The sequence below is a fragment of the Morganella sp. HMSC11D09 genome (genome assembly GCF_001807955.1).
Taxonomy (GTDB): domain Bacteria; phylum Pseudomonadota; class Gammaproteobacteria; order Enterobacterales; family Enterobacteriaceae; genus Morganella; species Morganella morganii.
The window spans coordinates 79,074-104,797 of record NZ_KV791672.1 but is presented as its reverse complement, the minus strand read 5'-3'; the positions used below and the strand labels follow the sequence as shown (position 1 = coordinate 104,797).

Here is a 25,724-nt window from a genome sequence, read left to right as displayed (position 1 = left end):
AGCTCCTTAGTACTTCTCACCGCGGGTACGTAAATCAGCTAAAACAGCTTCGATACCCTTTTTATCAATGATACGCATACCTTTAGCAGATACACGCAGAGTCACGAAACGTTTTTCAGACTCAACCCAGAAACGGTGAGAGTGCAGGTTCGGCAGAAAACGACGTTTGGTCGCATTTAATGCGTGAGAACGGTTGTTACCGCTCATCGGACGCTTGCCAGTAACTTGGCAGACTCGGGACATGTCTATTCTCCAAAAATCTAATCAGCTCGAGCTTTGTATTGGGTGAGGCTGCCTCGTCAGGCTTAGGAGCCCATCTCAGCTTACTTTTGACTCGCCGGGAAATTGCTCTGTCAACCAGCAAAAATATGCTGAGATAGGCTCTTCTCGCCAAACCCAAGATCCTCAAAGGTGGCGTAGTATACGCTTTCCGGCGCAAACGCTCAAGACCCGAACAGTAAAGATCGTGTGTTTCTGCGAAAAAAACTGCTCAGATCAGCTCGTGTTCTGCAAACGAAAACATATTGAATTTCCCGATAATCAGGTGATCCAACACGTTAATCCCCACCAACTCACATGCCTGAACAATTTTTTTTGTCAGCAGACGGTCAGCCCGGCTGGGGTTTTCGTTACCGGAGGGGTGATTATGCGCCAGAATCACAGAAACTGCATTCACTTTGAGCGCCAGGCGCAAAATCTCTCTGGGATGTACTTCCACACAGTTTACCGTCCCTGAAAACATCTCCTCGTAACGTATAAGTTGGTTCTGATTATTGAGAAAAAGTACTGCAAAGACTTCCCGCTCCTGCCCGGCCATCCGCTGGTTAAGATACGCCTTTACAGTACAGGCACTGCTGAGAAATTGCGTTTCCTGAAACTGACTGCTGAAATAGCGCCTGGACAACTCGACAATCGCCTGCATCTGGCAAAACTTACTGTCCCCTATCCCGGGCAGAGGCTTAAACTCCTCATACCCTGCTGTCAGCAACCGGTGCAGTGACCCGAAGACGTCCAGCAGATACTCCGCAAACTGCCGCACCGGCCGCTCACGGGTACCGGTACGCAAAAAAATAGCCAGCAGTTCTGAATCACTCAGAACAGATGCCCCGTAAGCAATCAGTTTTTCTCTCGGCATCAGTGCCGTATTTCCGGTTATGTTATCCATTTTTCCCCCGCCGTTTTCTCTGCTTTACCGGAAAAAGTATGTCAGTACCGGCGGTTTTTTCGCATAAAACACGCCATTTTTGCGAGACGCGCCGAAGAAAAAACATTATTTAGCTGGATAAATACACAGCACCCTACCTATACGGCGGTGTTGTGGTAAAATCGCGTATCTCCGAAAAATAACTGGATAAAACACAATGTCCGAACTGACAGGAAAACAGATAGTTCTGGGTATCAGTGGTGGTATCGCAGCCTATAAAGCCCCTGAGATTGTCCGCCGTCTGCGTGACCGGGGTGCGATTGTCCGTGTCGCCATGACACCTGCGGCAACCGCATTTATCACCCCGCTGACACTCCAGGCCGTTTCCGGCTTCCCGGTGGCCGAAAGCGTTCTTGACCCGGCTGCAGAAGCGGCAATGGGTCATATTGAGCTGGGGAAATGGGCGGATCTCATTATTCTCGCGCCCGCCACGGCTGACCTGATTGCCCGCCTGAGCGCCGGCATGGCAAATGACCTGGTCACCACTATCTGCCTGGCATCTGATGCCACTATTGCCGTTTCACCGGCCATGAACCAGCAGATGTACCGCGCACAGACCACTCAGGAAAATCTCGCGCACCTGGAACAGCTCGGTTTTGCGGTCTGGGGACCGGACAGCGGCAGCCAGGCCTGCGGTGATGTTGGTCCGGGACGCATGCTGGATCCGTCAGAGATAGTCTCACGGGCAGAACAGCACTTCCGTAAAAAACAGGATATGTCCGGCATCCGTCTGGCCATTACCGCCGGGCCGACGCGCGAAGCACTCGACCCGGTGCGTTTTATCAGCAATCACAGCTCCGGCAAAATGGGTTTTGCCATTGCAGCGGCTGCCGCAGCACGCGGCGCGGATGTCACACTGATTGCCGGGCCTGTCACACTACCGACACCAGCGGGTGTTAAACGTATTGATGTCAGCAGTGCCTGTGAAATGAATGATGCCGCACAGAAAACAGCCCCGCAGCAGGATATTTTTATCGGCTGTGCTGCCGTCGCGGATTACCGCGCCAAAGCGGTTGCGCCTGAGAAAATTAAAAAACAGGGCGACGAAATCACCTTCACGATGGTGAAAAATCCGGATGTGATCGCCGGTGTCGGTGCACTGGAAAAAAACCGGCCATTTGTGATTGGATTTGCAGCTGAAACCCAAAATGTGGAAGAATACGCGCGCGGCAAGTTGGTGAAAAAGCAGCTCGATATGATTTGCGCCAATGACGTTTCTGTTGAAAACCAAGGCTTTAACAGTGATAACAATGCCCTGCATCTGTACTGGCATACCGGCGATATCAGCTTACCGAACATGAGCAAATCCGAGCTCAGCCACCATTTACTGGACGAAATACTGAAACACTATGACCAAAAAAATCGACATTAAGATTCTTGATCCGCGCATCGGCGGGGAATTTCCGTTACCGGCCTACGCCACGCCGGGTTCTGCGGGTCTGGACTTACGTGCCTGCCTGGATGAAGCCACTGAACTGAAGCCGGGCCAGACACTGTTACTGCCGACCGGCCTTGCCGTCCATATTGCAGACCCGTCCCTGGCGGCAATGGTACTGCCGCGTTCCGGCCTCGGCCACAAACATGGCGTGGTTCTCGGCAACCTGGTGGGCTTAATCGACTCTGATTATCAGGGACAACTGATGGTATCCGTCTGGAACCGTGGCGACACCACCTTCACGATTGAACCGGGCGAACGTATCGCACAGATGATTATCGTTCCTGTTGTTCAGGCTGAATTCAATATTGTTGAAGAATTTACCGAAAGCGAGCGCGGAGCCGGCGGATTTGGCCATTCAGGCCGTCAATAATACTAATAACGCCGTTATTTCCGTCGCTTTTCTGACAGCAGTACTGGTGTACGGCTGTCAGTCGGCAGATTTGTTTTTGCGTTAACGCAGGGGTTTTATCTGACATGGCAGAAAGTACAAAAAAGAAGAACAGGCGCGAGGAGATCCTGCAGGCGCTTGCGCTGATGCTTGAGTCCAGTGACGGCAGTCAGCGTATAACAACCGCCAAACTTGCCGCCAGTGTGGGTGTTTCAGAAGCAGCGCTCTATCGTCATTTTTCCAGCAAAACAAAAATGTTCGACAGCCTGATCGTATTTATTGAGGACTCACTGATTTCGCGGATAAACCTCATCCTTCAGGATGAAAAAGAGACTATCTCGCGGATAAAACTGATTCTGATGCTGATTCTGGGATTCTCGGAAAAGAACCCCGGCCTGACCCGTATCATGACCGGTCACGCACTGATGTTTGAGCAGGATAAATTACAGAGCAGAATTAATCAGTTGTATGAACGAATCGAAGCTCAGTTGCGTCAGGTCTTAAAAGAAAAGCGGATCCGTGACGGCAGCGGTTTTACTTATGACGAAAGCCTGTTAGCATCTCAGTTGCTCGCCTTTTGCGAAGGCATGCTGTCCCGTTTTGTACGCTCAGAATTTAAGTACCGGCCAACACAGGAATTTGAAGCCCGCTGGCCGCTGATCCTTGCACAACTTCAGTAATACCGTTTTTAGTTAAACTACTCACCCCGCCCGTTTTATTGGGCGAGGGCTTTTTTTTGCCTGCTGTCCGGCTCAGATCTCAATCCCGTACTGCTCACGGTAAGCCCGTACAGCCTGTAAATGGCTGTCCATCTGCGGATCTTCCGCCAGATAGCTGATTAAATCATTCAGTGTGATAATGGAAAATACCTGACAACCGTAATCGCGCTCCACTTCCTGGACGGCGGATAACTCGCCTTTGCCTTTTTCCTGACGATCAAGACTCAGCATCACACCGGTAAGCGAAGCATTGTTTTGTCTGATGATTTCCATCGACTCACGGATCGCCGTTCCGGCGGTGATCACATCATCCACCACCACAATCCGCCCGCTCAGCGGGCTGCCGACCAATGTTCCGCCTTCCCCGTGATCTTTGGCTTCCTTACGGTTAAAACAGTACGGCATATCAAGATCATGATGCTCGGCCAGTGCGACGGCTGTCGTCGTTGCAATCGGAATACCCTTGTAGGCAGGCCCGAACAGGACATCATACTGTACGCCGCTGTCGCATAATGCTGCCGCATAAAAGCGTCCGAGCAGTGCCAAATCCCGCCCTGTATTGAATAACCCGGCATTGAAGAAATACGGGCTTTTCCGGCCGGATTTCAGCGTAAATTCACCAAATTTCAGTACCTGTTTTTTCATCGCAAGTTCAATAAATTCGCGCTGATAAGCTTTCATCGGGATCTCCTGATTCTGATTGACGGATAACGTGCCTGAATCACAGGCATAAAAAAGGCGACTATCACGTCGCCTTCTGATTAATTTTCTAATGCCGCCTTCTGAGCGGAGAAAATGGTTTCCAGCCCGCCTCTTGCGAGGGCCAGTAACGACAACAACTCATCATGACTGAACGGCGCACCTTCTGCCGTACCCTGGACTTCAATCATCCGTCCGTCATCAATCATGACCACATTCATATCGGTTTCTGCCGCAGAATCCTCGACATATTCCAGATCACAACGCGGCTCGCCGTCCACGATACCGACAGAAACGGCGGCAACCATGGATTTCAGCGGGCTGGCTTTCAGCTGACCTTTCGCGACCATCTGATTCAGGGCATCAGCCAGTGCCACACAGGCGCCACTGATCGCAGCGGTACGGGTACCGCCGTCAGCCTGGATAACATCACAGTCGAGGGTGATGGTGAACTCGCCCAGTTTGGTCAGATCAACCGCAGCACGCAGTGAACGTGCGATCAGGCGCTGGATTTCCATTGTGCGGCCGGTCTGTTTGCCACGGGCGGCCTCGCGGGCATTACGGGAATTGGTTGCGCGCGGCAGCATGCCGTATTCGGCTGTGATCCAGCCCTGTCCCTGACCTTTCAGGAAACGCGGTACACCTTCTTCAACGGAGGCATTACATAACACTTTAGTGTCACCGAACTCGACCAGCACAGAGCCTTCGGCATGTTTGGTATAATGACGGGTGATAGTAATAGGACGCACCTGGTCTGTTCCCCGGCCAGCGGGACGTGATGACTGACTCATAGTGATTCTCCGGTTCAGTTAACTGTTGGGGGCGCATTATACGGCTTAAACCGGTGAATGCCTATGCCTTAACACCATAACAGCGCTATAATCAGAGCAATAAATCCATCACAGGACAGATATCATGATCCGTAGTATGACCGCGTTTGCCCGTCAGGAAGTCAAACGCCCGTGGGGCACTGCCGCATGGGAACTCCGCTCTGTTAACCAGCGCTACCTTGAAACCTACATCCGCCTGCCGGAACAGCTCCGCAGCCTGGAGCCGGTGATCCGCGAGCGTCTGCGTCAGCGTCTGACCCGTGGTAAAGTTGAGTGTAACCTCCGCTTTGACCTGAGCAGTAACGCGCAAAGCGGGCTGAATATGAATGAAGACCTGGCGAAACAGCTGGTTGCTGCCGCAAACTGGGTTAAAAACTACAGTCACGAAGGGGAAATCAATCCGCTGGAAATTCTGCGCTGGCCGGGCGTAATGTCCGCACAGGAGCAGGATCTGGACACCATCAGTGAAGAACTGCTGGCCGCTCTCGATAACACCATCACCGCCTTTATCGATGCCCGCGAACGTGAAGGTGCGGCACTGAAGACCTTAATCGAACAGCGCCTCGACGGTGTAACCGAAGAAGTCCGCAAAGTCCGTGCACAGATGCCGGATATCCTGTTATGGCAGCGTGAGCGCCTGCAGAGCAAACTGGATGACGCACAGATTCAGGTCGATCCGAACCGCCTCGAGCAGGAACTGATCCTGCTGGCACAGCGCATTGACGTGGCGGAAGAGTTAGATCGCCTCGATGCCCATGTGAAAGAAACCCATAATATCCTGAAGAAAAAAGAGGCCGTCGGCCGCCGTCTGGACTTTATGATGCAGGAATTCAACCGCGAATCGAACACCCTCGCCTCAAAGTCCATCAATGCCGATATCACCAGCTCTGCGATTGAACTGAAAGTGCTGATTGAGCAGATGCGTGAGCAAATTCAAAATATTGAGTAACACTTCACAGTAAATCAGAGCACATCAACGAGTCAGCCGATACCCTGTATTAGCTGGCTTTTTTACTATCAGAGCATTGCAGAGTGAATCACAATAGCGCATGATTGGCGTGTACCCAAAGGTGTACCCCTAGACATTATAAAAATCCATTTTGGGTACACCCCCTGTTTTTACATTGGAAATTGCACAATGCCTAAACTCACAGATAAAGAGATCCGGGCGTGGATAAAGTCAGGCGAGCGGTTCGAGGGCAAATCGGACGGTAACGGGCTGTATTTACGTTTCAGGCAAAATGACCGCATCCCTTCATGGCGGTTCAGGTATAAACTCGCCGGGAAGTCCCGGACAATGAATCTTGGGTCATACTCCGATCTCTCACTCGCTAAAGCCCGGGAACTGACCAAGGAGTTATCTGCCCGCGTATCGCTGGGCTATGACGTTGCCAGTGAAAAGCAAGAACGAAAGGCCGAAGCACTGGCGAAAATCGAGGCCGAGAAAAATGCTATCCGAGTTTGTGATCTGGCTGCTGAATACTTTGAACGTCAGATACTCCCGCGCTGGAAGCATCCGGACATACTCCGCCGCCGCATTGATAAAGACATCAATCCACGCATCGGTGATATGAAGCTGGAGGACGTAAAGCCCCGTCATGTTGATGACATGTTGAAAGGGATCGTTGACCGTGGTGCGCCAACTATCGCAACTGACGTTTTACGCTGGGTGCGCCGTATGTTCGATTATGCAATTAAGCGGCAGATGATAGAGATTAACCCCTGCTCCGCCTTTGAAGTGGCTGACGCTGGCGGTAAAGAAGTATCACGGGACAGATGGCTGACCAGAGAAGAACTGATACTGGTACTCAGGGCATTCCGCACATCAAGTATCAGCCGACAAAATGAAATCAGCTTTAAAATACTGCTGGCGTTATGTCTGCGGAAAATGGAGTTATGTGCCGCCCGCTGGGAGGAGTTCGATTTTGATAATGCTGTCTGGCATTTCCCTGCTGAACGCAGTAAAAACGGCGATGCCGTAGATATTCCGCTGTGCCCTACAGTCATTGACTGGTTTACAGAACTGAAATCTAAGTCCTGCGGCAGTCAGTACGTTCTGCCTGCGCGGAAGATGCAAAGCCGGATGATCCCCCATATTCAAGAATCCACCCTGCCCGTTGCCTTATCGAAAGTACGCCACGCCCTGCCCGCTGATATGCCTAATTTCACTATTCACGACTTCCGGCGCACAGCACGTACACACCTTGCAGCGCTGGGTGTTGACCCCTTTGTTGCTGAACGTTGTCTGAATCACCGGATAAAGGGCGTTGAGGGTATTTATAACCGGCATGATTACTTTGATGAACGGCGGGCAGCACTGACCCAATGGTGTGCCCTGCTGGTATCGCTGGAGAAAGGCGAAGATTACAACGTGATCCCAATGGGTACACGAAAAGCAAAATAACCGGATAAGCCGTATCTAGCCCGAGGGGTGAAAAGTGGGGAAGCCTTACCCGCCTGATACGGCGATACTTAAGGCGCGTAAAAGGTGACGTTATGGCATTGCCAGAAAGAAGATACTATACATTAGATAAGGCAATTAAAGTCATTGGTAATGAAATAGAATTCAGTGACCTAATTCATTTCGCATCAATTGGTTTATTACAGTTATGCATCAAAATCCCTGCTGCTGGGTTTCATTTTTTTAATGAAAATGATGAGGTGTTTAAAATAGAAATAGAATCAAATTCCACTCTGTGGCTAGAGGAAGAATCACGACTTGAAAATGAGGCTGAAATAAAAAAAATCATTGATGAATATGGAAAAATCCCAGATAAAAACAGCCAGTTAAGTTATAGATATTTTCACTATAGTTCTGATTATTTTAGTATAACAGAGGCATTTGATAATTTACGAAATGAAAAAAAGATAGATAAAATAGATGGCCTAGTGGCTATACCACATACATCAATATCATCTGATGAACTTGACATAGTAAATGAGGTGACTGATATTATTTTGGTTGATAGCTTTGATATTCCTAGATGCGAAAATTTTAAAAAAACCAGTGATTATGCACCATCTGATTTTTATTTGTCAGATTGGTATGAAGCCAAGGTAAAAGACTTATTAATAACAGATCATGAATTAAGCATTCTGATGGATGGTGGACATATTGTTGACGAGGGATTAGCTCGTAATAATTCAAATATAAAAAACTCAAGATATGAGAAAAAAACAAAAAATAAAGAACGGACAACAGCAAACCAAGCAACGTATATAAAATTTCTATTGTTGCTATCCGGGTTCACTAATGATGAATTAAGACAATCACCACAAACATTATTAGATTTAATCAGTAAAAAATCCATCGCTGCTGGAATTGAAATGCCTGTAATCTCTGATAACACAATGAAAGATTGGCTCTCTAGGGCGAGAGATATACAAATACTTCAACCAAAATAAGTTATCGATAACTTCAACAAGTTTTCAATAACTGACTAAAAAATAAAAATAATAAACGCTTTAATGTGCTCAGTAACCAACAGAAAGGAGCTGAGCACAGCATGAAGCAACAACGCAAACAACGCGCTAAAATCAATACCCCATACCCTACTTGCGGCAATGCCCGCAAACGCCATACAGCCGATTTTTTAGGTATTTCAGACGCAACCCTTAATCGCTGGGAAAAGGCAGGTAAAATCCCAAAATCTTTCGAGCTGGAGAAAGGCTTATCTGTCTTTGACGCCGCGGAGATCCGTTCGTGGGTGGACGCTAAGAAAGCACAGCGCGAGGGGGTTTAATGATGAAAAAAAACCGCCCTTGTGGTGGCGGCTTAAATCTTTCAGATATTGAAAATTGCCCCGCCATTATAACTATTTCCACCACAGAACGCACGAAGAAACGCACGCCGAAAAAGCACCGCGCCCGTATTGCTGTACTTGGAGCGGGTACATCCGGAATCACTGAAAACGACATTCTGCGCCGCTGCGGATTGTCGTCAGGCCGGAATTATTGCTCAGAAATTGAAAGGCTGACCGGCATCACATTGAACCGTGATGACGAGCCGAATCCGGACGGTATTGCGAGCCATTACCGTTACAGTATCAGTAACCGTCAGGATGCTCAGAAGGTGATTAATCTGGTTAATAACAGCGCACATTATGGTGGCTATCCCGGGTTATCAAAGCAGCAAGCCGATATTTATCTGAACCTGTACCCGACCGAATAACGGAGTAATCACAATGGAAAATTTAAAAAGTGGCTTTAATGCCACCAGCCAAACTCACCCTAAATTTGAGTCAGACGATATTTTGAATATCAACTCAGATGATATTTCATTTATCCGGTTTGAAGGTGTGCAGGTGCGGATTGTTAAAGTTAATAATGAGCCGTGGTTTATTGCTAAAGATGTTTGTGATGCCTTGGAATTATCCAACCATAGAATGGCATTGAAAGCCCTTGATTCTGACGAAAAGGGGGTAAGTTTAATTTACACCCCTGGCGGAAAGCAGAGAGCAAATATTGTCTCGGAATCCGGTTTTTATAAACTGATTGCCCGCAGCCGCAAAGCAACCACTAAAGGCACTTTTGCACATCGTTTCACTAATTGGGTATTCCGGGACGTTATCCCATCTATCCGCAAGACCGGCGCGTATGGTGTGCCGTTCGGTGAACTGAATGACCTGACTAAACGTCAGCAGCAGTACAAATTAACCTCATCACAGCGCGGGCGTGACCTGCAATCATGCAAGACTGAAAAAGCCAGCTTGCAGCGTGAGGAAGTCGAACTGTGGCGGAAATATCAGCCTGATTTTCTCGATGAGGAGATCCACTGATGGCCGTCACCTCAGTAATGTTTGACACACCCGAAACGGTGTATCAAAGCGCAAATATTAATCACATGGCCAGCCAGTGGAAAGGCTCTCTCCTGGACGGCGGGGAGTCGGTTAAACTGGACACCCTCACGAATACTGTAACTTCAACTTACGGTATTACCAGCAACCACACAGCAAAATTATTTGCTCAGTCATCGGCTAAAGTTTCAGCCGGTCAATCAGCGAAATTTTACGCCGGTCTCAAATATGAAACCCTGAGCCGTCCGAATCCGGATATCCCAAATCGTGGGGAAATTACACCATTTAAAGGTTTTATCGGGGTCACTATGCGGGGGGAAATTGAGTTTTGTCAGCCCACAAATGATAGACGTGTAGAGTTTTCGGAGTCCATAAAAAAGGACTGTGTAGAGTTTTGCGAGTCCATAAAAAGTGATAGAGGCGTAGAGTTTTTAGAGTCCATAAAAAAGGGCAACGTTTCCACCACCCTTTGCGTGTTCGATATTAAATATCGAGCAAATCAGCCATTACAGATTAGTCAGCGGCGGAGTGGCTGCATATCGGATATTTCCGGGGAAGCCGAAAACTTTGATGATAATCACTTGTTTTTATCGTCAGATGTTCGTTATAGTGATCGGGCACCGGCAAAATCCGGTGCCAGGATTGAGACCCTGAATATACAAACGGCGACACATGACGCGCCTTGCGTCTTTTTTTGTGTCCGTGCCTACGCACACCTGCAAAATACGGTATTATGCCGTCCTGATTCAATGGTGGCGTTGGTGGGGCAGCCTTCGGGCTGGCTGGTTTCCGTTTGTGCCAGTAGTCTCAACCCTGTCAACGTCACCACCCCTATAGAGATTGAGACCTCTGGTGGTGACTCCGCGTTAATACAAACGGAGATCATCGTTATGATGGCTATCCCTGCCCAAACTCAATTCAAATTCCTGTTTCTGGCGGTAAAACGTGCAGACAGCACAGATATTCCGCACCGCATCGAAGCCACAGCACCAAACGAGCACAGTGCCCGCCTGCTGCTGGTACGCGATTACATCCTCTCTTTTGCCGGACGTTTACCGGTTCGTGAGGTGGCCGCATGAACAGCCAGTTCCCAGACAACTATCACCAAATTCAGTCTGAAATATCAAAAATTCTCAGCAATGACATGTCGCTATTTGCGGAGGAGCGCAGCCGTGACCGCTTGCTCAGAATAAGAAAAGGAATGGCTCATATTTTGTGCGAGGTATTCCCGCAAATTGACGATCCAAAGAAACAGGAACTTTGTTATTGGCTGGAGGCAATAGCCCGAATCAGCGGAGCTGAAGCCGCAGATGTGAAAGCTGAGGTGGAAGCATGAGCCAGCAAACTATTCCGTTAGATGTTGCCGCCTATAAAGATCGGCAGGTCACATCACTGTATTCCGTCATTCTGGAGCAGGCATTGAAAGAATGCTCACCGGATTTGTTCGACCTGATTTCTATTGCCAGTGACATACATAGCGATATCAGCCAGTCACTGACTCATAAAGCAGGAGACGACAAATGAAAACCATCAAATTATCGGAAGGAGACATGGTTCGGTTTCGGTCTGCTTTACATATCAGTGAGGAAATTATCGCGCTGCTGCTTCCGGTGCTGGCTGCTGTAGAAAATGAGGCTGAACCCGATACACACCTGATGGTCAGGGCAATCAAACGCATTGCGGCTGAACAGTATGAAAAACTGAGAGTACTGGCGGAGGTGATGAAATGAATCCGGAACAAAAACGCCTGACTGAACGACTGCTGGAAGTCCCGCAGATGAGAGCAGGACAGATGATCACTCTGCTTACTATCTGGCTGGAGGCTGAGACGGACAATGACACCTCAAACATGATTGTTACCGCTCTGACGGTGGCGCGGGAAATTGAACAGTCTCTGGCTGAAGCTGCGGAGGGCAAAGTATGAGCGAATACCGCACCGAAGTCACCGGCTCTGCCGTGGCTGTGATGAAACGCAACGCTGCCGGTAAATATCAGCATATCGCCCTGATACCGCTGGCTGATATTCCTGCCCGTGCGGATGCCGGAGAGTGGGACAGTAACATGCTGCTGGGGCTGTGTCTGATTGCGACATATTTAGACCATGCACAGGGTGACAAAGCGAAAGATTTACTCGCTTTCCGCTGGATGGTCGCCGTGCTGTATATCCGTGAAACCACTGCAAAGAACGGGATGCCGTACTACCGCAATCACGGGGTTATGCTGCCGCTCCTGCCGGACTGTGAGCGGATAGCAATGGCGAACCACATCGAGGGCGCAATGACCGAACGCCACGGTTCAGACAACGCAGAGCACATCGTCAGCCTGTACGCCTCAATGATTGACGGCAGCGGCACGTTACGCCTGTCTGAGTGGGGCACTGACATCATGGACACCATACACGGGGCAATAGCGCAGGACGTGGCAGGCGGTGTGCTGGAACAGCCGGAACTGCGGACACACTGAGGACAAATAACATGGCACTAATCACAAAAAACTTCCGTGTGAATGCGCTGGCCAATCTGTTTGCCGGGGCGGTTTATCACGATGTCACCACACGGAGCGGCGGCGACTGGTTCCCGATGAATGTAGGCAATAAAACGATTGAGGTAGCGATTACTGACGGTGTGAAAGGTATCCGGATGCTGGTGGACAGCTATCTGCTGGAAGCCCTGCAACAACAATCCCGGACGTGGGAACCGGCAGCGGTACAGGTACTGGAGCAGTGTACCGCGAACGGCTTTATCACCGGGTTTGGGCGCGAGATATGGCAGAGCATGATTAACGATATGGGCGACACGCTGGCAGACAAAGGAGCATTTCAATGAGTAACGTGATCCCGTTCAGACAGAAAAATAACACGCTGGAGAATCTGACCCGCGATTTTGCTGCCGCAGTATACCGTTGCCACCATCATGACTACGAGGACAGTTACCGGCTGACGGAGACGCTGGGCGGTAATACCACCTGCCGCGACATCCCGCCGTCAGAATATATCGTGCTGCTGACCGACTGGTATTTCATCGAACCACTGGCAGAACAGGCGGAGGATTACGAAGCGGCAGCAGCGGACGTACTGACCCGTGCAGTAGATTCGGGGCGTTTAACTCTGGCGGGTGAGGCACTGTATCAGTCAATCCTCAGCATATCCCGTGATATGGCCGCTCCGGAAGGAGGCGCAGACGATGAAATCCATTGATGTTATCCGTGAGGTTAAGCTGAAAGCTAACGGGCAATGGCAGGGCATTCTGTCCGCCGTGGGCGCGGAGGTGCCGGTAAATACTCATACAGCCTGCCCTGCCTGCGGCGGTAAAGACCGGTTCCGTTTTGATGATAAGGACGGTAACGGCACGTTTATCTGTAATCAGTGCGGCGCAGGTGACGGGTTAGACCTCGTTCAGCGTGTGCTGGGGGTGGGTGTGACGGAGGCCGCGAAAGAAGTTGCCGGGATTATCGGTATTGATACCCGTTCAGACCATCAGCCCGCCAGAGAACGGACGCCGGTCAGTGCGCAGCAGAGCCACAAAGCCACACAGCAGCAGAAAGAAGCCCGTGACGCAGCAGAGAAACAAAAACGCTTCACAGCGCGTTACAGCAGCCTGTTACCGCAGGTTCAGCAGGGAGAATCCGTTTATCTGGCCGGTAAAGGGCTGACCGGCTTCATGCTGCCGTTACTGCCTGACGGGTCAATACTGATCCCACTGGTGAATGCGACCGGCACCGTCACCGGCGCGCAAACCATTAAACCGGACGGCGGGAAACGCCTGTTAACCGACAGCACGAAGAAAGGCAGCCACTACCCCGTCAATGCGCCTGAGAACGTTTCTGAGGTGATTATCGCAGAGGGGCTGGCAACCGCCCTGACGTGTCACTTAATCCGACCTGACGCGCTGACCGTGGCGGCAATGGATGCAGGGAACCTACTCCATGTTGCGAAGGACTTTCGAGACCAGTACGCGCGCGCGACCCTCATTATTGCTGCCGATAATGACGCAGATAACACGGTTAACACCGGCAGAGAGAAAGCAGAAGCGGCAGCCCGGACTGTAAATGGGCAGGTGACGATACCGGCCACCAGCGGCGACTGGAACGATGTGTATCAGGCTGAGGGGCTGAATGCCGCAGCACAGGCATTTAATCAGGGAATGTATCAGCCGGAAAGCGGCGACAGCGGACAGGCACCGGAACCGGCAGAGAAACCCGCCGCAGCCGACCAGATGAAGCCCCGGATTGAAACCCGTGATAACGGTGTCTTTCAGGTGATCCCGAAGCTGGATAAAGAAACCGGGGAAATCATCAATAACGAGCAGTGGCTCAGTGACCCGCTGACGGTGGTGGCTGCGGGCGTTAACGATGTGAATGAGTCATTCCTGATAATGGACTGCGGCAGTGGCACCACAAAGGCGATCCCGATGGCAGATATCGGTGAGCGCGAGGGCTGGCGGACACTGAAAGCCAGCGGCGTGATTGTCACCACCAAACCGGCGTTACGGGCAACACTGGCAGACTGGCTGATGCGCAGCCGGGGGCGGGATGTGTGGAGCGTGACCCATAAATCCGGCTGGCACAAAGGCGCGTACATCATGCCGGACGGCTCCGTTATCGGTGAACCGGATAAACCTGTGCTGTTTAACGGGCAGAGTGCCGCCGCAGCTGCTTATCAGGTCAGCGGAACGGCGGAGAGCTGGCGGGATGAGGTGGCGCGGCTGGCGGACGGCAATATCTTCATGATGTTTGCTGTCGGTGCGGCACTGGCGGCACCCATGACCGGGATCACAATGGCGGACAGCTTCGGTATTCACCTTTATGCACAGTCCACCGCCGGTAAGAGCACCACGGCGGATATGGCGGTCAGTCTGTACGGACATCCGGATTTACAGCGGCTGACGTGGTACGGCACCGCTTACGGTATCGCTAATGAGGCTGTGGCGCATAATGACGGGCTTTTGTATCTGGATGAAGTCGGACAGGGCGCAGATCCGAAACATGTCTACAAATCGGCCTACACGCTGTTTAACGGCAAGGGAAAGATTCAGGGAGCCAGAGATGGCGGCAATCGTCCGCTGGAGAGCTGGCGGACTGTGGCAATCAGTACCGGTGAAAAAGATATCGAAACATTCCTGCTCAGTTCCGGCGTGAAGATTAATGCCGGGCAGTTAGTGCGGCTGCTCAATATCCCGGTTCAGCGGGCAACGGAACTTCACGGCTGCGAAACAGGTAAACACCATGCCGACACTATCAAAGTGAACTGCCGTTCTCACTATGGCGCAGCGGGACGCGGGTGGATCACCTGGCTTTCCGCGCACAAAGAGGATGCAAAAACCGCTTACCGTGACGCACAAAAGCGGTGGAGCAAACTGATCCCGGATAACTACGGGGAGCAGGTTCACCGGGCAAGTGACCGTTTGCTGCGGTTGAGGCCGCGTTACTGACCGGACGGGTGATCACCGGCTGGCGTGAGCAGGACTGCCGGGATGCGGTTCAGGCGGTATTCAATGTCTGGCTGGCAGAGTTCGGCACCGGCAACAAAGAAATTGAGCAGATAATCGGGCAGGCAGAGGCATTCCTCAACGCGCACGGACTGAGCCGGTTCGCGCCACTGCCGTATGACTGCCGGGATATGCCAATCCGGGATCTGGCCGGGTACAGAAAGAAAGGGGATCACGACAATGACCCGATTGTCTTCTACACCTTTCCGGCGGCATTTGAGAAAGAAATCTCTCAGGGCGTGAATTACAAACAATTTGCCGAAGTGCTGAAAACAGCCGGAATGCTGATACCGCCGTCCAGCGGCAGAGGCTATCAGCGGAAAAGCCCGAGAATAGACGGGCGGCAGATTAACGTCTATGTGCTGCGGTTTATGCCGGAAACCTCAGACTCAGAGGATGAAAGTTAATTTAGTGTTACTAAACCACCCCGAAGCATCACCGGGGTGTATTCAGATAAAAAACGCTATACGTGAAAAACAGTGTTTTAGTGTTGGTTCAGTTGGTTCATTTAATAATGATGTATTAATTTATAAGGAAAATAGTCTGTTTTCTGAACCAACACTGAACCAACAAAGGGCTGTTTTGAACCAACAAACGGGCATTTTGAACCAACACTGAAAATCAGCCGTTTTCTCTCTGGCTGGCAGTGACCGGAAAGAATGTTGGTTCAGTGCCGGAGTATGTTGGTTCAATCGGGGGCAATGTTGGTTCAGTATTTTGAAATAAATCATTTAAAAACAATCATCTTTACAAATTGAACCAACTGAACCGACTGAACCGACACCTGATCGCGTATTTATATAAAAAAATAAAACGGGAGTAACGAGAGTGAGCAGAGAAATTCTCACCTTAAAGAGAGGTAACAAAGTGATAACAATTCAGTCCGATACCAGCGCACCAAAAAGCGCACCGGATAAAACGCAGCAGGAAGCCCCGAAGCAGCCGCAGAAGAAAAACAGGACAGAGGCACATGCGAAGAAGCGGAAACGCCGTACAGACCGGATAGCGCAGCACTGGCCTGTATTCACCCTGCAGGGATCCAGACCGCTGGCAATAGGTATCAGGGAACAGATGATTGCCGATGCTGAGGCGCGGGAGCTGGATATTACCGGCGGGCAAATAAAACAGGGATTACACGCTTATATTAACCGGAAGGTGTATCTTAGAACTCTCATGACGGGCGGCAATCGCTTTGATATGAACGGACAGCCTAACGGTGAAATTACACCAGAGCAGGCAGATGCCGCTGAACAAAAGTTGCAGGGATGGCAACACACTAATAAGCAGGATGAATTATGAAAATGACCTACCGAACCGAAGGAGAGACGGATGTAATTGAACTGGAATATTCAATATTTGAGCTTGATAAAATTAAATATGCAATAGAATCAATCAGGCGAATAGCAGACGTTAAAATTGAAACAACCGGCTTTTTTCTGAAACGAATGAAAATTAAAGGTACCCCGGAACAGGTCAAAATAGCAGGAAAGGCATTAAGACGCAGATATCATCATTAAGCAAAGTAGCCGGGGGATTCCCCCGGTTATCCCCTCATAGAAATAAAGCAACTAAAAACACAAATAAATAGAAAATAATTCTACAGAAATATAGATGTCATGGGGTGTTTGTTGCTTATTTATACAAATCAATTAAAATAACTGTATGTAAATACAGGGGGCACTATGAGCAACAATAAACGGGATATGCATCCTATTCTTATCGAACTGGACTCAATTGAACGGGTTAAGCAGATACAAAAGGCTGCGCAATCCACCAGCCTTATCAGCCTGAATATCACAACGTCAGAATATATTCGCGGGTTACTGAATAAGGCGATTGAACAGGCAGAGAAATCACTGAATATCATGAGGGAGGGGAGCGCATGGCAACAATAATTGATGCGCTGATCGTATCGCTCAGGCTTGATAACAGTGGTTTCAGCAATGAAGCCAAAAAATCGACGGCAGAGAATAATAAATTATCGGCATCTGTTGAAAATGTTACTAATGCGTCCGCAGATTTAACCATCACGATAAAAAACCTCGGTAACGAAACCAAAAAAGCGACGAAGAAGCAGGATGATTTCACGAAGTCTGTGAACGAAGGAGTGAAAGCTGTCGGTGCGCTTTTCTCGGCTATTCTGGTTTCTTCGGGGCTGGCGAAACTCATCTCTGAAGTTAACCGGGCAAATGAACAGCTTTATTTCCTGAGTAAAAACCTCGGCATGAGCGCCACTGAGATTAAAAAGTGGCAGAACATGGCTGAGATGTCCGGCGGCTCCGCTGATGGTATGGCGGCGAGTATGTCCAACCTCAGCAAATCGCTGTGGGATTTGGTCACTATCGGGGATTCCTCGGTGTTACCTTACTTCAATGCGCTGAATGTCGGCGTGGTGGATTCCGGCGGCAAGTTACGCGACCTCGATGCTATCCTGCTGGATGTGGCCGACAGCCTTTCTGGTATGTCGCGCCCGCAGGCGTACAACATTGCGAAAAACATGGGCTTTGATGAGGGTACGATTAACACTCTGCTGCAAGGCCGTGACGCAATGCAGGAGATGCTGGACACGCAGCGCGGTCTGGTTATCTCCGGCGAGGAAGAACTGGAAATCAGCCGCCAGCTTAACAAACAGAATGCGAAAGTACGTCAGGGCTGGGAGGGGCTTAAAACTCTGCTGGCAAACTACCTGATGCCGACACTGCTGAAATTCTCTGAGGTGATCACCGGTGTGCTGATGTTCCTGAACAAGAACAGAGACACGGCTGTAATGGTGTTTAAGGGCATCGGGATTGTGCTGGGTGTCCTGCTTATCCCGCTGGTGATAAAAGCCGCTGCGGCCTTTCTGGGGCTGTTTGCGTCAATCGGGCTGGTTCCTCTCGCTTTGTTTGCTCTCGGTGCCGGTCTCTGGCTGCTGTATGACGATTATAAAAAATGGAAAGAAGGCGGCGAATCACTGCTGGGTGAATACTGGGCTAAGTGGGATAAAACCATTACCTATATTCTGATGAAGCTGGATCAGTTCGAAAGATGGTTCAAAGGAACCACTATCGGGCAATGGTTTACCGACCAGGAGGGAAACCTCAATAAACTGGAGTTAGCGTTTGCTGCGTTTGCCACCTATATTGCTGGCAAATGGGCAACAAAAATGCTGGGCGCATTCGGGCGTGTATCTAAAGGTGCGGCCAAAGTCGGCAAAGGCCTCGGAAAAGGAATGATCGGGAAAGCTGGTGGAGTGGCGGCAGCGACATACGTAGCCTCGGATTTGGTTGATTATGCGCTGAATGAAGCTTTCGGTGGGTTTGACTGGTTCCAGCGGTTTAGAACAGCCCCAACGTGGGGATATGCAGGTAAAGCCATTATTGGTGAAGGTGATGCCCGCTGGGTGGATGGAGAGTGGGTTGATAACCGTGGTAAGCAAAACGGAGCGCGCTTAACTGAAAATACACTGGATATACCGACTGGTGACCCCGAAAGAGATACACTTGCCGTCAAAGTGTCAAAAGGTGAATTAAGCCTGGACGAGGCTAATGATATCCTGATGAATGGCTATGATATTTCATCTGATGCTGATGGTGAAGATGGCAGCGTTGCCAAAAATCATACCGAGAGAGGCTTGCGCTATAACAGTCCGCTAAACCTTGCTTATGCTAATCAGCAAGGCGCAGACAATATCGGAGGCTGGGCTAAATTTGATACTGAATACAACGGGATACGAGCAAGCGCAAACCAGTTGAAGATGTATTATGACGGCACATCACGCGCCGCTGGTTATCAGAAACTGCAAACGGTGTGGGATATCATTCACAAATGGGCACCCAAAGGTCATGGGAAAAATGATCCGGTAGCATACTCAAATACAGTAGCTTCTCGCATGGGGGTTGGTGTCCACGACAAGATAAACCTGAATGATTCATCAGTTATGTATGACCTGATGAAAGAAATGTCTAAAATGGAAAATAAGGGGAAATTCCCGTATTCCAAAGGGCTGGTTATGTCTGCCATTAATGGTACTGGTGATCCGGCTGTAAATCTGGCAAATAAAATCAATAGTTTTAATGACTTTATTTCCAATCCTATTGCGCCGAACGCAGCCGCAGGAACCCGGCAAATTATGGCTAATTCACAGATGCTTCAGTCGGGGAACAAAACCGTTAATAACCGTGTTGAGGCTAATTTCGGAGATATTAATATCAACACCTCATCAGCGACAGTCAGCGGTAACGTGGCAGATGCGACCACATCCGCCCGTGAAAACATGTTCCAGCTGATCACACCAATGAGTTAATTGACTTTAATTCGCAACACCCCAGTGGCAAAATGATTATTAACTTAAATTAATAAATTGAGGTTGATATGAAAATTCTTTGGGGTGTTGTTGTTATTTGCGCTGTCATTGGGTTGCTTGATGGTCTCCTCCCGGCTATTACCATGGCCAATAGTGCCCCACAACAAGCCGCAGGCGCTGCTATCGGCATTGCTTGGGCAGTGATTCCGTACTGTTTAGTCAAAGCTATCAGTATGATGAAACCAAGAGTAGTAATTGTTGAAAGCGCAGATGGCGGTAGAAAATGAAACCGACCCGCATATTATTATTTATTTTATTTCCTGCATTATCTTCTGCCGCTGGCCTTGACAGTTTTTTTAGTGACAACCCAGACCTCAGCGGTAATATCTTTGTTAAAGAGGCTATCTATGAGCAGGCGCAGGCGATTGCTGTCGAGCGCTCTTGGCGTGAAGAAACTAATGAGGATTTACCAAATGATGTACGGAAAAGACTATCTTCGGATGGTTATGAGTATGCCCTTCTTAGCATGAGAACCTTAAAGTCAATCTGTAAAGATAGCGAACTTATGGATGTCAATAATTTGACCAACAAAGAATGCGTACTTATAGATAATTACAAAGAAAAATAGTTATTAGAAAGCCCGTGAAAGCGGGCTGAATAGCGACAAATACAGAGAGTAAATCCTAACAAATCCTAACGTTTTTCGGATATCGCAATACTAAGTTTTACTAAGTCTTATCGGCCCGAATCTTTGGAAATCTTAAGTAAAATGATAACAATTGATGCCGTTATCTGGCGTTTCTGACCCGGTACGGATGCTAACATTTGCTAACGTTCCGGATGATAAGGTTTGATAAGGTAAATACCTCCGCAGATCCCCGCCGCGCCTTAAAAAATCTATAAATGTTTCCGGTTCGCATGTATCGGAATGTATCGGTATTGTGCGCGCTGAACTGCGCAAAACGAAACCCGAAAACTGCGCAGTGCGAACCACGGAAAAAGCCTTGTGTAACAATGGTTAACGTGATTTTTGCGCAAATATGGATGTATAGAAATGTTAAGGTCAAATTGCGAATTGCGGGCGGAGTGCGGAGTATGCTTAACATCAGAGTTGATACAAGTTTGATGATGATTGGCACGTTTTGTTTTTGCTTTTTAACTAAATCCTAGTAGTTTAGTTTTTCTGGTTAGCCTAGTTATGTACGTATTGGTTATATCAATAAAAGGTGTATACTTAACAATCAACTTATTAGATTAATACTGAAATTCAGACTAATGCTAATAAATTCAAATAACTAACTAGTGGTAATATTACGCATGGGTCGCCAAATTCACATTGGATACCATAATTGTCGTGATGAAGGTGGTTATGATTTCCTCCGTGAAAATGTTCCTTTTTTAAGCGGAGAGGGAGATAATCAGTGGCTGACTCAAGGCTACTACTTCTGGACAGATGATACCTACTGGGCTGAACGGTGGAATCAAGGGAAACAGGTAACAATAAGTAAGTTTACTATTACATTTCATGAAGATGATGAGCTACTAGATTTAGTCGGCAACACTAGACAAATATGTGAATTTCAAAAAATGCGTACGCAAGTTGCGCAAAAATTAGACATTAAAAATGTGGGTAAAATTACGGTTTCTCAGGTGATCGCTTTTTTTAGAAAACTGAACAAGGAAACCAAATCTTCAGGAATTTTTCCCTATTTAGCAGTTAAAGCACAAGACGCTCCACATGATAGCAGGTTCCCCAAAATGCTATTTACCCGTTATCGGCGAGAGCATCTTTGTTTAGCCACTAGGCAGCAAATGTGCGTTTTTGCTCACGCGAAGGACAGAATTGATTTTAGCTGTTTCATGTCCCCAAAAGAGTACACTGAACAAAATTAGGAGGAAATTATGCTTTCCTTTGAAGAAAGAATGGCTTTATTAGAAGCGGCTCTCAGTGAGTATACTCCTGAGTCTCTTTTTGAAGAATTGTCTAAATTCCCAGCATATGGGAGATCTTTAGCTGCTCATGTAGTTGAAGTATCTGAGCGAGTAACTGTCATCGAGCCTAGTAATCTCGATGCTCCTAGCAGAAGAAATATTATTTTTTCTTCAGAAAATTACGACATGGGTGAAGCAGCTTAGCAATGAAGCTTTCATTGAAAGAAAATAAAGTAAACCAGCTAATTCTGGTTGATGCCGAAGACAATCAGACGTTAGATTCTGACTTTAGCTTAAGTTTTGAGCCGATTTTCTATGAGGAAGACGCTAGAAAATTCAAAATTGTGTTCGATTTTGAATATATAACTACAGATAGAAAATACTTAAGAATAGATTATCAGAGCTATTTTATTACTGATTCAGATATTAATGAAGCTTTTCGTAATTCTAAGTTTCCAGTAATCAATGCGCCGGCTATCGCATTCCCATTTTTAAGGGCTTTTTTGGCCAACTTACTTATTAGTGGAGGCCATCCGCCGGTGCTTCTTCCAAGTATAAACTTCCTTCATTACGCCCAAGAAAACATCTCTAAACCTGAAGTGTTTTAAATGGATAGACCCATATCTCTGGGTCTTTGCTTTCTGCGCTTCCACGCAGAATAGATATCCTTGTCCCACGCTTTACCGGCCTTTGTCTGATAGCCAGCCTTGTTAATCCGCTCAGCAATGACACGTCCGTTTTCCATCCCCTCAGACAGCACCTGATTCACCACGGCGACGATTGCCGGTTCATTGTAGGCATGAGGCGGAGTATCGGCTTTACCTGCTATCAGGGAAGCGGCGGCGGATTCCATCCTTTCCACCAGCGTCAGCATACGGGCATCAGGATTCCCCTTTGGACAGTTCAGCTTCTCTTTAATGGCTGAGACTATCCATGATGTTTTATCGCTGCCGGAGGCCGTTACAGCGTCATTAAACACGGTCTGGAGTTCTGTGGGGAGACGAAAGGCGACAAGGTTAGAATTGCTCATGATAAAAGTCCTTTTACTGGTGATTACTGGATATTATACCAGTGTATAACGGTGTTATACAGTTCAGATAACAAACAAATATCAGCCTAACTATCTGTTAAACAAGCAAAGCTCAGATTTGCGCTTTGTACCGTTGTGGTTGTCGCAATAGCCGGAAAGGGTGACGGTTGGAATGCGGGCCCGGTACAGAAAAGCACAGATTTGTTGTTTTAGTTTCGGGATTGAGAGCAAAGGATTACCCGCCAGAGAAAAGCCCTCAGACGTTTACAAATGTTAACTTTTAAACCGGATGCCGGAGAGTGCTGATGTTGACAAATGTTGACATCTGAACCTGTCAAAACCTGACATCAAGAAACTCGGATGTTGTGAAATGTCGTGGTGAAAAGCTGTCACCGGAACCGGACAAAACCAGGCATCGAACAGCCGCCGAATGTGGATCAGCCAGGCGTGATTACAGGCTTTATCATCATTGGTACGCAGATTGGTACGCACCGGAATAGCCTGTATGATCCCGCGTACCGGACAATTACCGGACAGACCACCAGCTTATGCCACTCTATCAGCAGCCGGTATCAGGACAATGACCGGACAGGAGGCTCCGGTATCGGTGGCTCACGCCAGAATGCTAAATCACACTCTGGATAAATATCAGTACGTTAAGTTATATCACCCTGCGCGGGACAAAGTGACGGTCTCGGGGAACAACAAGATTACAACAAGGGTCAGAGCTATATAACGGTGAGATTACGGTGAGGGGTAAGGGCGAGATTAGGGCGAGGAAACGGTAAGATTACGGTAAGGTTTACGGCAAGATTACGGCAAGGTTTTATCTGAGGGATTATCCCGTATCATCATTGGTCATTGATTCAGTGACCAATAGCAGAAGTGATTCCGGCTTTATACCGGAAACAAGCGTTATCAATGAGTTATACTATCCGCAGTCTCAACAGCCAGCAGGTGATTTATGCGCACATACCGAAAAACAAAGCCCATCACAGCCACAGTAACCGGCACTGTCACTAAACCACCTCAGCGGGTTAAGACGGCCACCGGTAAGGTAATGGCAACAATGACCATTCAGGCAGAGAGCGAACGCCGCAGCCCCTATCCGCTGAAGCTGGTGGCATTTGATATGAACGCACTGGAACTGATGACCTGCCAGAAAGGAAGCTTGGTTATCGCCACTGGGCGGCATGAATGGTTTAACGGGTATCAGCTCACCGGGGCGCAGATAGTCACCGGTTAGTAAAAGTTAATGTTGTCGGATTTGAAATCGGGAAATTCAAAGGTGAGGAATCCCGACTTTAAAAGTGGCAGAGATCTGCCATTTAACTGACCCAATATTATTGGGGTAGTTCGGTGTGCAGGACAGACATAAACCATTCTTCGGATATCACGGTTCCGTTTGAAACGGAGGCATGAAAAATGACGGGGAGGTTACGGGTAGGGTTCTGTCTGGACGGCGAATCCACCAGCGGACACAAATTAATCAATCCGGTGGTACACTCCGATTTAGCGTGTACCCAAGGGTGTACCCCTAGAAAATATTGAATAGCAATAATCCAGCAACCACGCGTCTTTAAGCCACCTACTCAATGAATAAATTCAATATTGAGTAACGCTTCACAGTAACTCAGTACACATCCATAAGCCGGCTGATGCTCTGTATCCGCCGGTTTTTTTATTGTCAGAACAATACTCAATGGTACTCATGAGGACAAAATGAACAGTACTAGGCACTCTCCGCAATATATTGAATTAATGGATGCCATTGTTTCATACAAAAACTGAAACACGCCTGCTGCAGAAAATCCGCAGTGAAAAAATGTCAGATAAAGAAAAAGAAAACTTGTATAAAGAACTCACTGATGTTCAGAAAAACAGGAAATTTGGTAAATCAGTTACTGTCTTCAAAAAAGTGTGGAAAATCATGGTAGCGTATTCTTTCTTTGCCGTTTCTCTTATTGTTATAGTTGATACTTATTGGGAAAATATCGTTAAACCACTTTTTTATCTTTTTCCGGGGGCTTTTCGTGGCGCCGGGTCTCGGTGCACTGCTCGCCGCGTCTGCCACGGCTTACGATATCGTTAAATGGTGCGGGGCACTTTATCTGCTCTGGCTGGGTATTCAGTTAATTCTGCACCCCCGTCAATCATTCAGTACAACACAAGGGGATATTTTATGTCTCTTTCCTGCCGCAGTTTATTCCTGCCGGACAGCCGCTGATAGCCCGGACATTTCTGCTCGTCACTATTCATGTGGTTATCGGTACGCTCTGGTCATTGACTCTGATTATGATGACCGGTTACGCCTCACGCCTGCTGAAATCACGGCGCTTTATCCGGTGGATGGATCGCCTGACCGGCGGACTTTTTATGTTTTTTGCCGTGAAGCTGGCACTCAGTCACCGGTAAGTCCGTATACTGACAGCCCGCTGAGATAAGCGGGCTGTCAGGCTGTGCTGATTAAACTTCCTCTTCCCTCACGGATTCTTCAATATCATCCGGTTCGGTTTCCTTACTGATCGGAATAATTAAATTCAGAATAATAGCGGTCACACCGCCCATACAGATCGGGTTTTCTGCCAGCGCGTAAAGGGATGTCGGCAGGACGTGGAAAACCGCCGGGTCATAAGAGACACCCAACCCCAGCCCCAGTGAGGTCGCCACAATCAGGGTTTCGCGGCGGCGCAGACCGTTGGACAGAATAATACGGATCCCGGCAATGGCAATCATGGAGAACATCAGTGTCATCGCACCACCCAGCACCGGTGCCGGAATCGTCGTAAAGAACCAGCCGATCCCCGGAAACAGCCCCAGGATCACCAGGATAACCGCAATGATTTTCCCGACATGGCGGGAAGCCACCCCGGTCATCTGAATAACCCCGTTGTTCTGGGCAAAGGTGGTCAGCGGC

34 protein-coding genes and 2 pseudogenes are annotated in these 25,724 nt (G+C 48.6%); 30 read left to right on the top strand and 6 right to left on the bottom strand.

The genetic code is table 11. The features are described from left to right. Positions 1-6: 6 nt before the first annotated feature. Both rpmB and radC read right to left on the bottom strand, forming a co-directional pair. A complete protein-coding gene (gene rpmB, locus HMPREF3119_RS06605; RefSeq protein WP_015422374.1) occupies positions 7-243 on the bottom strand; it encodes a 50S ribosomal protein L28 in 237 nt (78 codons plus the stop codon). 247 nt (positions 244-490) lie between these two features. Continuing rightward, a complete protein-coding gene (radC, locus tag HMPREF3119_RS06600; RefSeq protein WP_004236667.1) occupies positions 491-1,165 on the bottom strand; it encodes a RadC family protein in 675 nt (224 codons plus the stop codon). Positions 1,166-1,361: 196 nt separating this feature from the next. Here radC and coaBC point away from each other — a divergent pair, with 196 nt between their 5' ends. The 3 genes from coaBC (at position 1,362) to slmA (ending at position 3,710) form a co-directional block, all read left to right on the top strand. Beyond that, positions 1,362-2,576 (top strand): bifunctional phosphopantothenoylcysteine decarboxylase/phosphopantothenate--cysteine ligase CoaBC, encoded by a 1,215-nt coding sequence (gene coaBC, locus HMPREF3119_RS06595; RefSeq protein ID WP_036417449.1) that lies wholly within the window; start codon positions 1,362-1,364, stop codon positions 2,574-2,576. Continuing rightward, the gene (gene dut / locus HMPREF3119_RS06590; protein ID WP_004236669.1) at positions 2,554-3,012 is read left to right on the top strand and encodes a dUTP diphosphatase; all 459 of its coding nucleotides are present in this window, start codon (positions 2,554-2,556) and stop codon (positions 3,010-3,012) included. Before coaBC ends, dut begins: the two co-directional genes overlap by 23 nt. Positions 3,013-3,116: 104 nt before the next feature. Beyond that, positions 3,117-3,710 carry a nucleoid occlusion factor SlmA gene (slmA, locus tag HMPREF3119_RS06585; protein WP_004236671.1) on the top strand — a complete coding sequence of 198 codons (594 nt, stop codon included), beginning with the start codon at positions 3,117-3,119 and terminating at the stop codon, positions 3,708-3,710. Between the two features lie 72 nt (positions 3,711-3,782). Here the strand turns inward: slmA and pyrE are convergent, their stop codons facing one another. Next, positions 3,783-4,430, bottom strand: a complete 648-nt coding sequence (gene pyrE, locus HMPREF3119_RS06580) for an orotate phosphoribosyltransferase (RefSeq protein WP_004236672.1) — start codon at positions 4,428-4,430, stop codon at positions 3,783-3,785. Positions 4,431-4,510: 80 nt separating this feature from the next. Then, positions 4,511-5,239 carry a ribonuclease PH gene (gene rph, locus HMPREF3119_RS06575; protein ID WP_004236673.1) on the bottom strand — a complete coding sequence of 243 codons (729 nt, stop codon included), beginning with the start codon at positions 5,237-5,239 and terminating at the stop codon, positions 4,511-4,513. Positions 5,240-5,363: 124 nt separating this feature from the next. Between rph and HMPREF3119_RS06570 the strand changes: the two genes are divergently transcribed. The 24 genes and pseudogenes from HMPREF3119_RS06570 to HMPREF3119_RS06455 all read left to right on the top strand — a co-directional run bounded on the left by HMPREF3119_RS06570 (position 5,364) and on the right by HMPREF3119_RS06455 (position 22,385). Then, positions 5,364-6,227: a YicC/YloC family endoribonuclease gene (locus HMPREF3119_RS06570; RefSeq protein WP_032098039.1), complete on the top strand. Its 864-nt coding sequence runs from the start codon at positions 5,364-5,366 to the stop codon at positions 6,225-6,227. Between the two features lie 189 nt (positions 6,228-6,416). Next, positions 6,417-7,682, top strand: coding sequence for a tyrosine-type recombinase/integrase (locus tag HMPREF3119_RS06565; RefSeq protein ID WP_070579064.1), 1,266 nt, complete (start codon positions 6,417-6,419; stop codon positions 7,680-7,682). 92 nt (positions 7,683-7,774) lie between these two features. Next, positions 7,775-8,683, top strand: coding sequence for a hypothetical protein (locus tag HMPREF3119_RS06560; RefSeq protein ID WP_070579061.1), 909 nt, complete (start codon positions 7,775-7,777; stop codon positions 8,681-8,683). A gap of 101 nt (positions 8,684-8,784) precedes the next feature. Beyond that, on the top strand, positions 8,785-9,021 hold the full coding sequence (locus HMPREF3119_RS06555) for a helix-turn-helix transcriptional regulator (RefSeq protein ID WP_070579058.1): 237 nt from the start codon (positions 8,785-8,787) through the stop codon (positions 9,019-9,021). Beyond that, positions 9,021-9,449, top strand: coding sequence for a hypothetical protein (locus HMPREF3119_RS06550; protein WP_070579056.1), 429 nt, complete (start codon positions 9,021-9,023; stop codon positions 9,447-9,449). Before HMPREF3119_RS06555 ends, HMPREF3119_RS06550 begins: the two co-directional genes overlap by 1 nt. Positions 9,450-9,462: 13 nt before the next feature. After that, a complete protein-coding gene (locus HMPREF3119_RS06545) occupies positions 9,463-10,056 on the top strand; it encodes a BRO-N domain-containing protein (RefSeq protein WP_070579053.1) in 594 nt (197 codons plus the stop codon). Beyond that, positions 10,056-11,153 (top strand): host cell division inhibitor Icd-like protein, encoded by a 1,098-nt coding sequence (locus tag HMPREF3119_RS18750; protein WP_233441739.1) that lies wholly within the window; start codon positions 10,056-10,058, stop codon positions 11,151-11,153. Before HMPREF3119_RS06545 ends, HMPREF3119_RS18750 begins: the two co-directional genes overlap by 1 nt. Beyond that, positions 11,150-11,410 carry a hypothetical protein gene (locus tag HMPREF3119_RS06535; protein ID WP_070579050.1) on the top strand — a complete coding sequence of 87 codons (261 nt, stop codon included), beginning with the start codon at positions 11,150-11,152 and terminating at the stop codon, positions 11,408-11,410. The genes HMPREF3119_RS18750 and HMPREF3119_RS06535 overlap by 4 nt, the downstream gene beginning before the upstream one ends. Next, positions 11,407-11,598 carry a hypothetical protein gene (locus HMPREF3119_RS06530; RefSeq protein WP_070579047.1) on the top strand — a complete coding sequence of 64 codons (192 nt, stop codon included), beginning with the start codon at positions 11,407-11,409 and terminating at the stop codon, positions 11,596-11,598. The genes HMPREF3119_RS06535 and HMPREF3119_RS06530 overlap by 4 nt, the downstream gene beginning before the upstream one ends. Beyond that, a complete protein-coding gene (locus HMPREF3119_RS06525) occupies positions 11,595-11,804 on the top strand; it encodes a hypothetical protein (RefSeq protein WP_070579044.1) in 210 nt (69 codons plus the stop codon). Before HMPREF3119_RS06530 ends, HMPREF3119_RS06525 begins: the two co-directional genes overlap by 4 nt. Continuing rightward, complete coding sequence (locus tag HMPREF3119_RS06520) at positions 11,801-11,998, top strand: hypothetical protein (protein WP_036407229.1); 198 nt, start codon at positions 11,801-11,803, stop codon at positions 11,996-11,998. Before HMPREF3119_RS06525 ends, HMPREF3119_RS06520 begins: the two co-directional genes overlap by 4 nt. Then, positions 11,995-12,537 carry a hypothetical protein gene (locus tag HMPREF3119_RS06515; RefSeq protein WP_070579041.1) on the top strand — a complete coding sequence of 181 codons (543 nt, stop codon included), beginning with the start codon at positions 11,995-11,997 and terminating at the stop codon, positions 12,535-12,537. The genes HMPREF3119_RS06520 and HMPREF3119_RS06515 overlap by 4 nt, the downstream gene beginning before the upstream one ends. An 11-nt stretch (positions 12,538-12,548) precedes the next feature. Further along, a complete protein-coding gene (locus tag HMPREF3119_RS06510) occupies positions 12,549-12,899 on the top strand; it encodes a hypothetical protein (protein WP_070579038.1) in 351 nt (116 codons plus the stop codon). Further along, positions 12,896-13,270, top strand: a complete 375-nt coding sequence (locus HMPREF3119_RS06505; RefSeq protein WP_046894448.1) for a hypothetical protein — start codon at positions 12,896-12,898, stop codon at positions 13,268-13,270. Before HMPREF3119_RS06510 ends, HMPREF3119_RS06505 begins: the two co-directional genes overlap by 4 nt. Then, positions 13,257-15,967: pseudogene (locus tag HMPREF3119_RS06500) on the top strand (DUF927 domain-containing protein). The gene HMPREF3119_RS06505 and the pseudogene HMPREF3119_RS06500 overlap by 14 nt, the downstream one beginning before the upstream one ends. Before the next feature lie 460 nt (positions 15,968-16,427). Further along, positions 16,428-16,859, top strand: coding sequence for a ProQ/FINO family protein (locus tag HMPREF3119_RS06495; RefSeq protein ID WP_233441740.1), 432 nt, complete (start codon positions 16,428-16,430; stop codon positions 16,857-16,859). Further along, complete coding sequence (locus HMPREF3119_RS06490; RefSeq protein WP_070579035.1) at positions 16,856-17,077, top strand: hypothetical protein; 222 nt, start codon at positions 16,856-16,858, stop codon at positions 17,075-17,077. The genes HMPREF3119_RS06495 and HMPREF3119_RS06490 overlap by 4 nt, the downstream gene beginning before the upstream one ends. A gap of 165 nt (positions 17,078-17,242) precedes the next feature. Next, complete coding sequence (locus HMPREF3119_RS06485; protein WP_070579032.1) at positions 17,243-17,455, top strand: hypothetical protein; 213 nt, start codon at positions 17,243-17,245, stop codon at positions 17,453-17,455. Next, positions 17,443-19,845: a hypothetical protein gene (locus HMPREF3119_RS06480; RefSeq protein WP_070579029.1), complete on the top strand. Its 2,403-nt coding sequence runs from the start codon at positions 17,443-17,445 to the stop codon at positions 19,843-19,845. The genes HMPREF3119_RS06485 and HMPREF3119_RS06480 overlap by 13 nt, the downstream gene beginning before the upstream one ends. Positions 19,846-19,913: 68 nt before the next feature. Next, positions 19,914-20,132: a hypothetical protein gene (locus tag HMPREF3119_RS06475; protein WP_036407210.1), complete on the top strand. Its 219-nt coding sequence runs from the start codon at positions 19,914-19,916 to the stop codon at positions 20,130-20,132. Next, positions 20,129-20,473 (top strand): hypothetical protein, encoded by a 345-nt coding sequence (locus tag HMPREF3119_RS06470; protein ID WP_070579025.1) that lies wholly within the window; start codon positions 20,129-20,131, stop codon positions 20,471-20,473. The genes HMPREF3119_RS06475 and HMPREF3119_RS06470 overlap by 4 nt, the downstream gene beginning before the upstream one ends. 689 nt (positions 20,474-21,162) lie before the next feature. Further along, on the top strand, positions 21,163-21,738 hold the full coding sequence (locus HMPREF3119_RS06465; RefSeq protein ID WP_070579022.1) for a hypothetical protein: 576 nt from the start codon (positions 21,163-21,165) through the stop codon (positions 21,736-21,738). A 9-nt stretch (positions 21,739-21,747) separates the two neighbouring features. Further along, a complete protein-coding gene (locus tag HMPREF3119_RS06460; RefSeq protein WP_070579019.1) occupies positions 21,748-21,981 on the top strand; it encodes a hypothetical protein in 234 nt (77 codons plus the stop codon). Between the two features lie 2 nt (positions 21,982-21,983). Next, on the top strand, positions 21,984-22,385 hold the full coding sequence (locus HMPREF3119_RS06455) for a protein-export chaperone SecB (protein ID WP_070579015.1): 402 nt from the start codon (positions 21,984-21,986) through the stop codon (positions 22,383-22,385). On the opposite strand, the gene HMPREF3119_RS06450 is transcribed toward HMPREF3119_RS06455, so the two are convergent. Next, a complete protein-coding gene (locus HMPREF3119_RS06450) occupies positions 22,382-22,807 on the bottom strand; it encodes a hypothetical protein (protein ID WP_070579012.1) in 426 nt (141 codons plus the stop codon). The genes HMPREF3119_RS06455 and HMPREF3119_RS06450 overlap by 4 nt on opposite strands. Before the next feature lie 964 nt (positions 22,808-23,771). Here HMPREF3119_RS06450 and HMPREF3119_RS06440 point away from each other — a divergent pair. From HMPREF3119_RS06440 to HMPREF3119_RS06430, 3 genes and pseudogenes are all read left to right on the top strand, one after another. Next, positions 23,772-24,053, top strand: a complete 282-nt coding sequence (locus tag HMPREF3119_RS06440) for a single stranded DNA-binding domain-containing protein (protein ID WP_070579006.1) — start codon at positions 23,772-23,774, stop codon at positions 24,051-24,053. A 519-nt stretch (positions 24,054-24,572) separates the two neighbouring features. Further along, positions 24,573-24,899 (top strand): hypothetical protein, encoded by a 327-nt coding sequence (locus HMPREF3119_RS06435; RefSeq protein ID WP_004236675.1) that lies wholly within the window; start codon positions 24,573-24,575, stop codon positions 24,897-24,899. Then, positions 24,832-25,222 (top strand): annotated as a pseudogene (locus tag HMPREF3119_RS06430) (LysE family translocator); the annotation flags it as partial. The gene HMPREF3119_RS06435 and the pseudogene HMPREF3119_RS06430, both read left to right, overlap by 68 nt. 51 nt (positions 25,223-25,273) lie before the next feature. On the opposite strand, the gene HMPREF3119_RS19710 reads toward HMPREF3119_RS06430, so the two are convergent. After that, positions 25,274-25,724, bottom strand: a 451-nt coding sequence (locus tag HMPREF3119_RS19710; RefSeq protein ID WP_305777631.1) for a solute carrier family 23 protein, incomplete at its 5' end; no start/stop codon positions are given.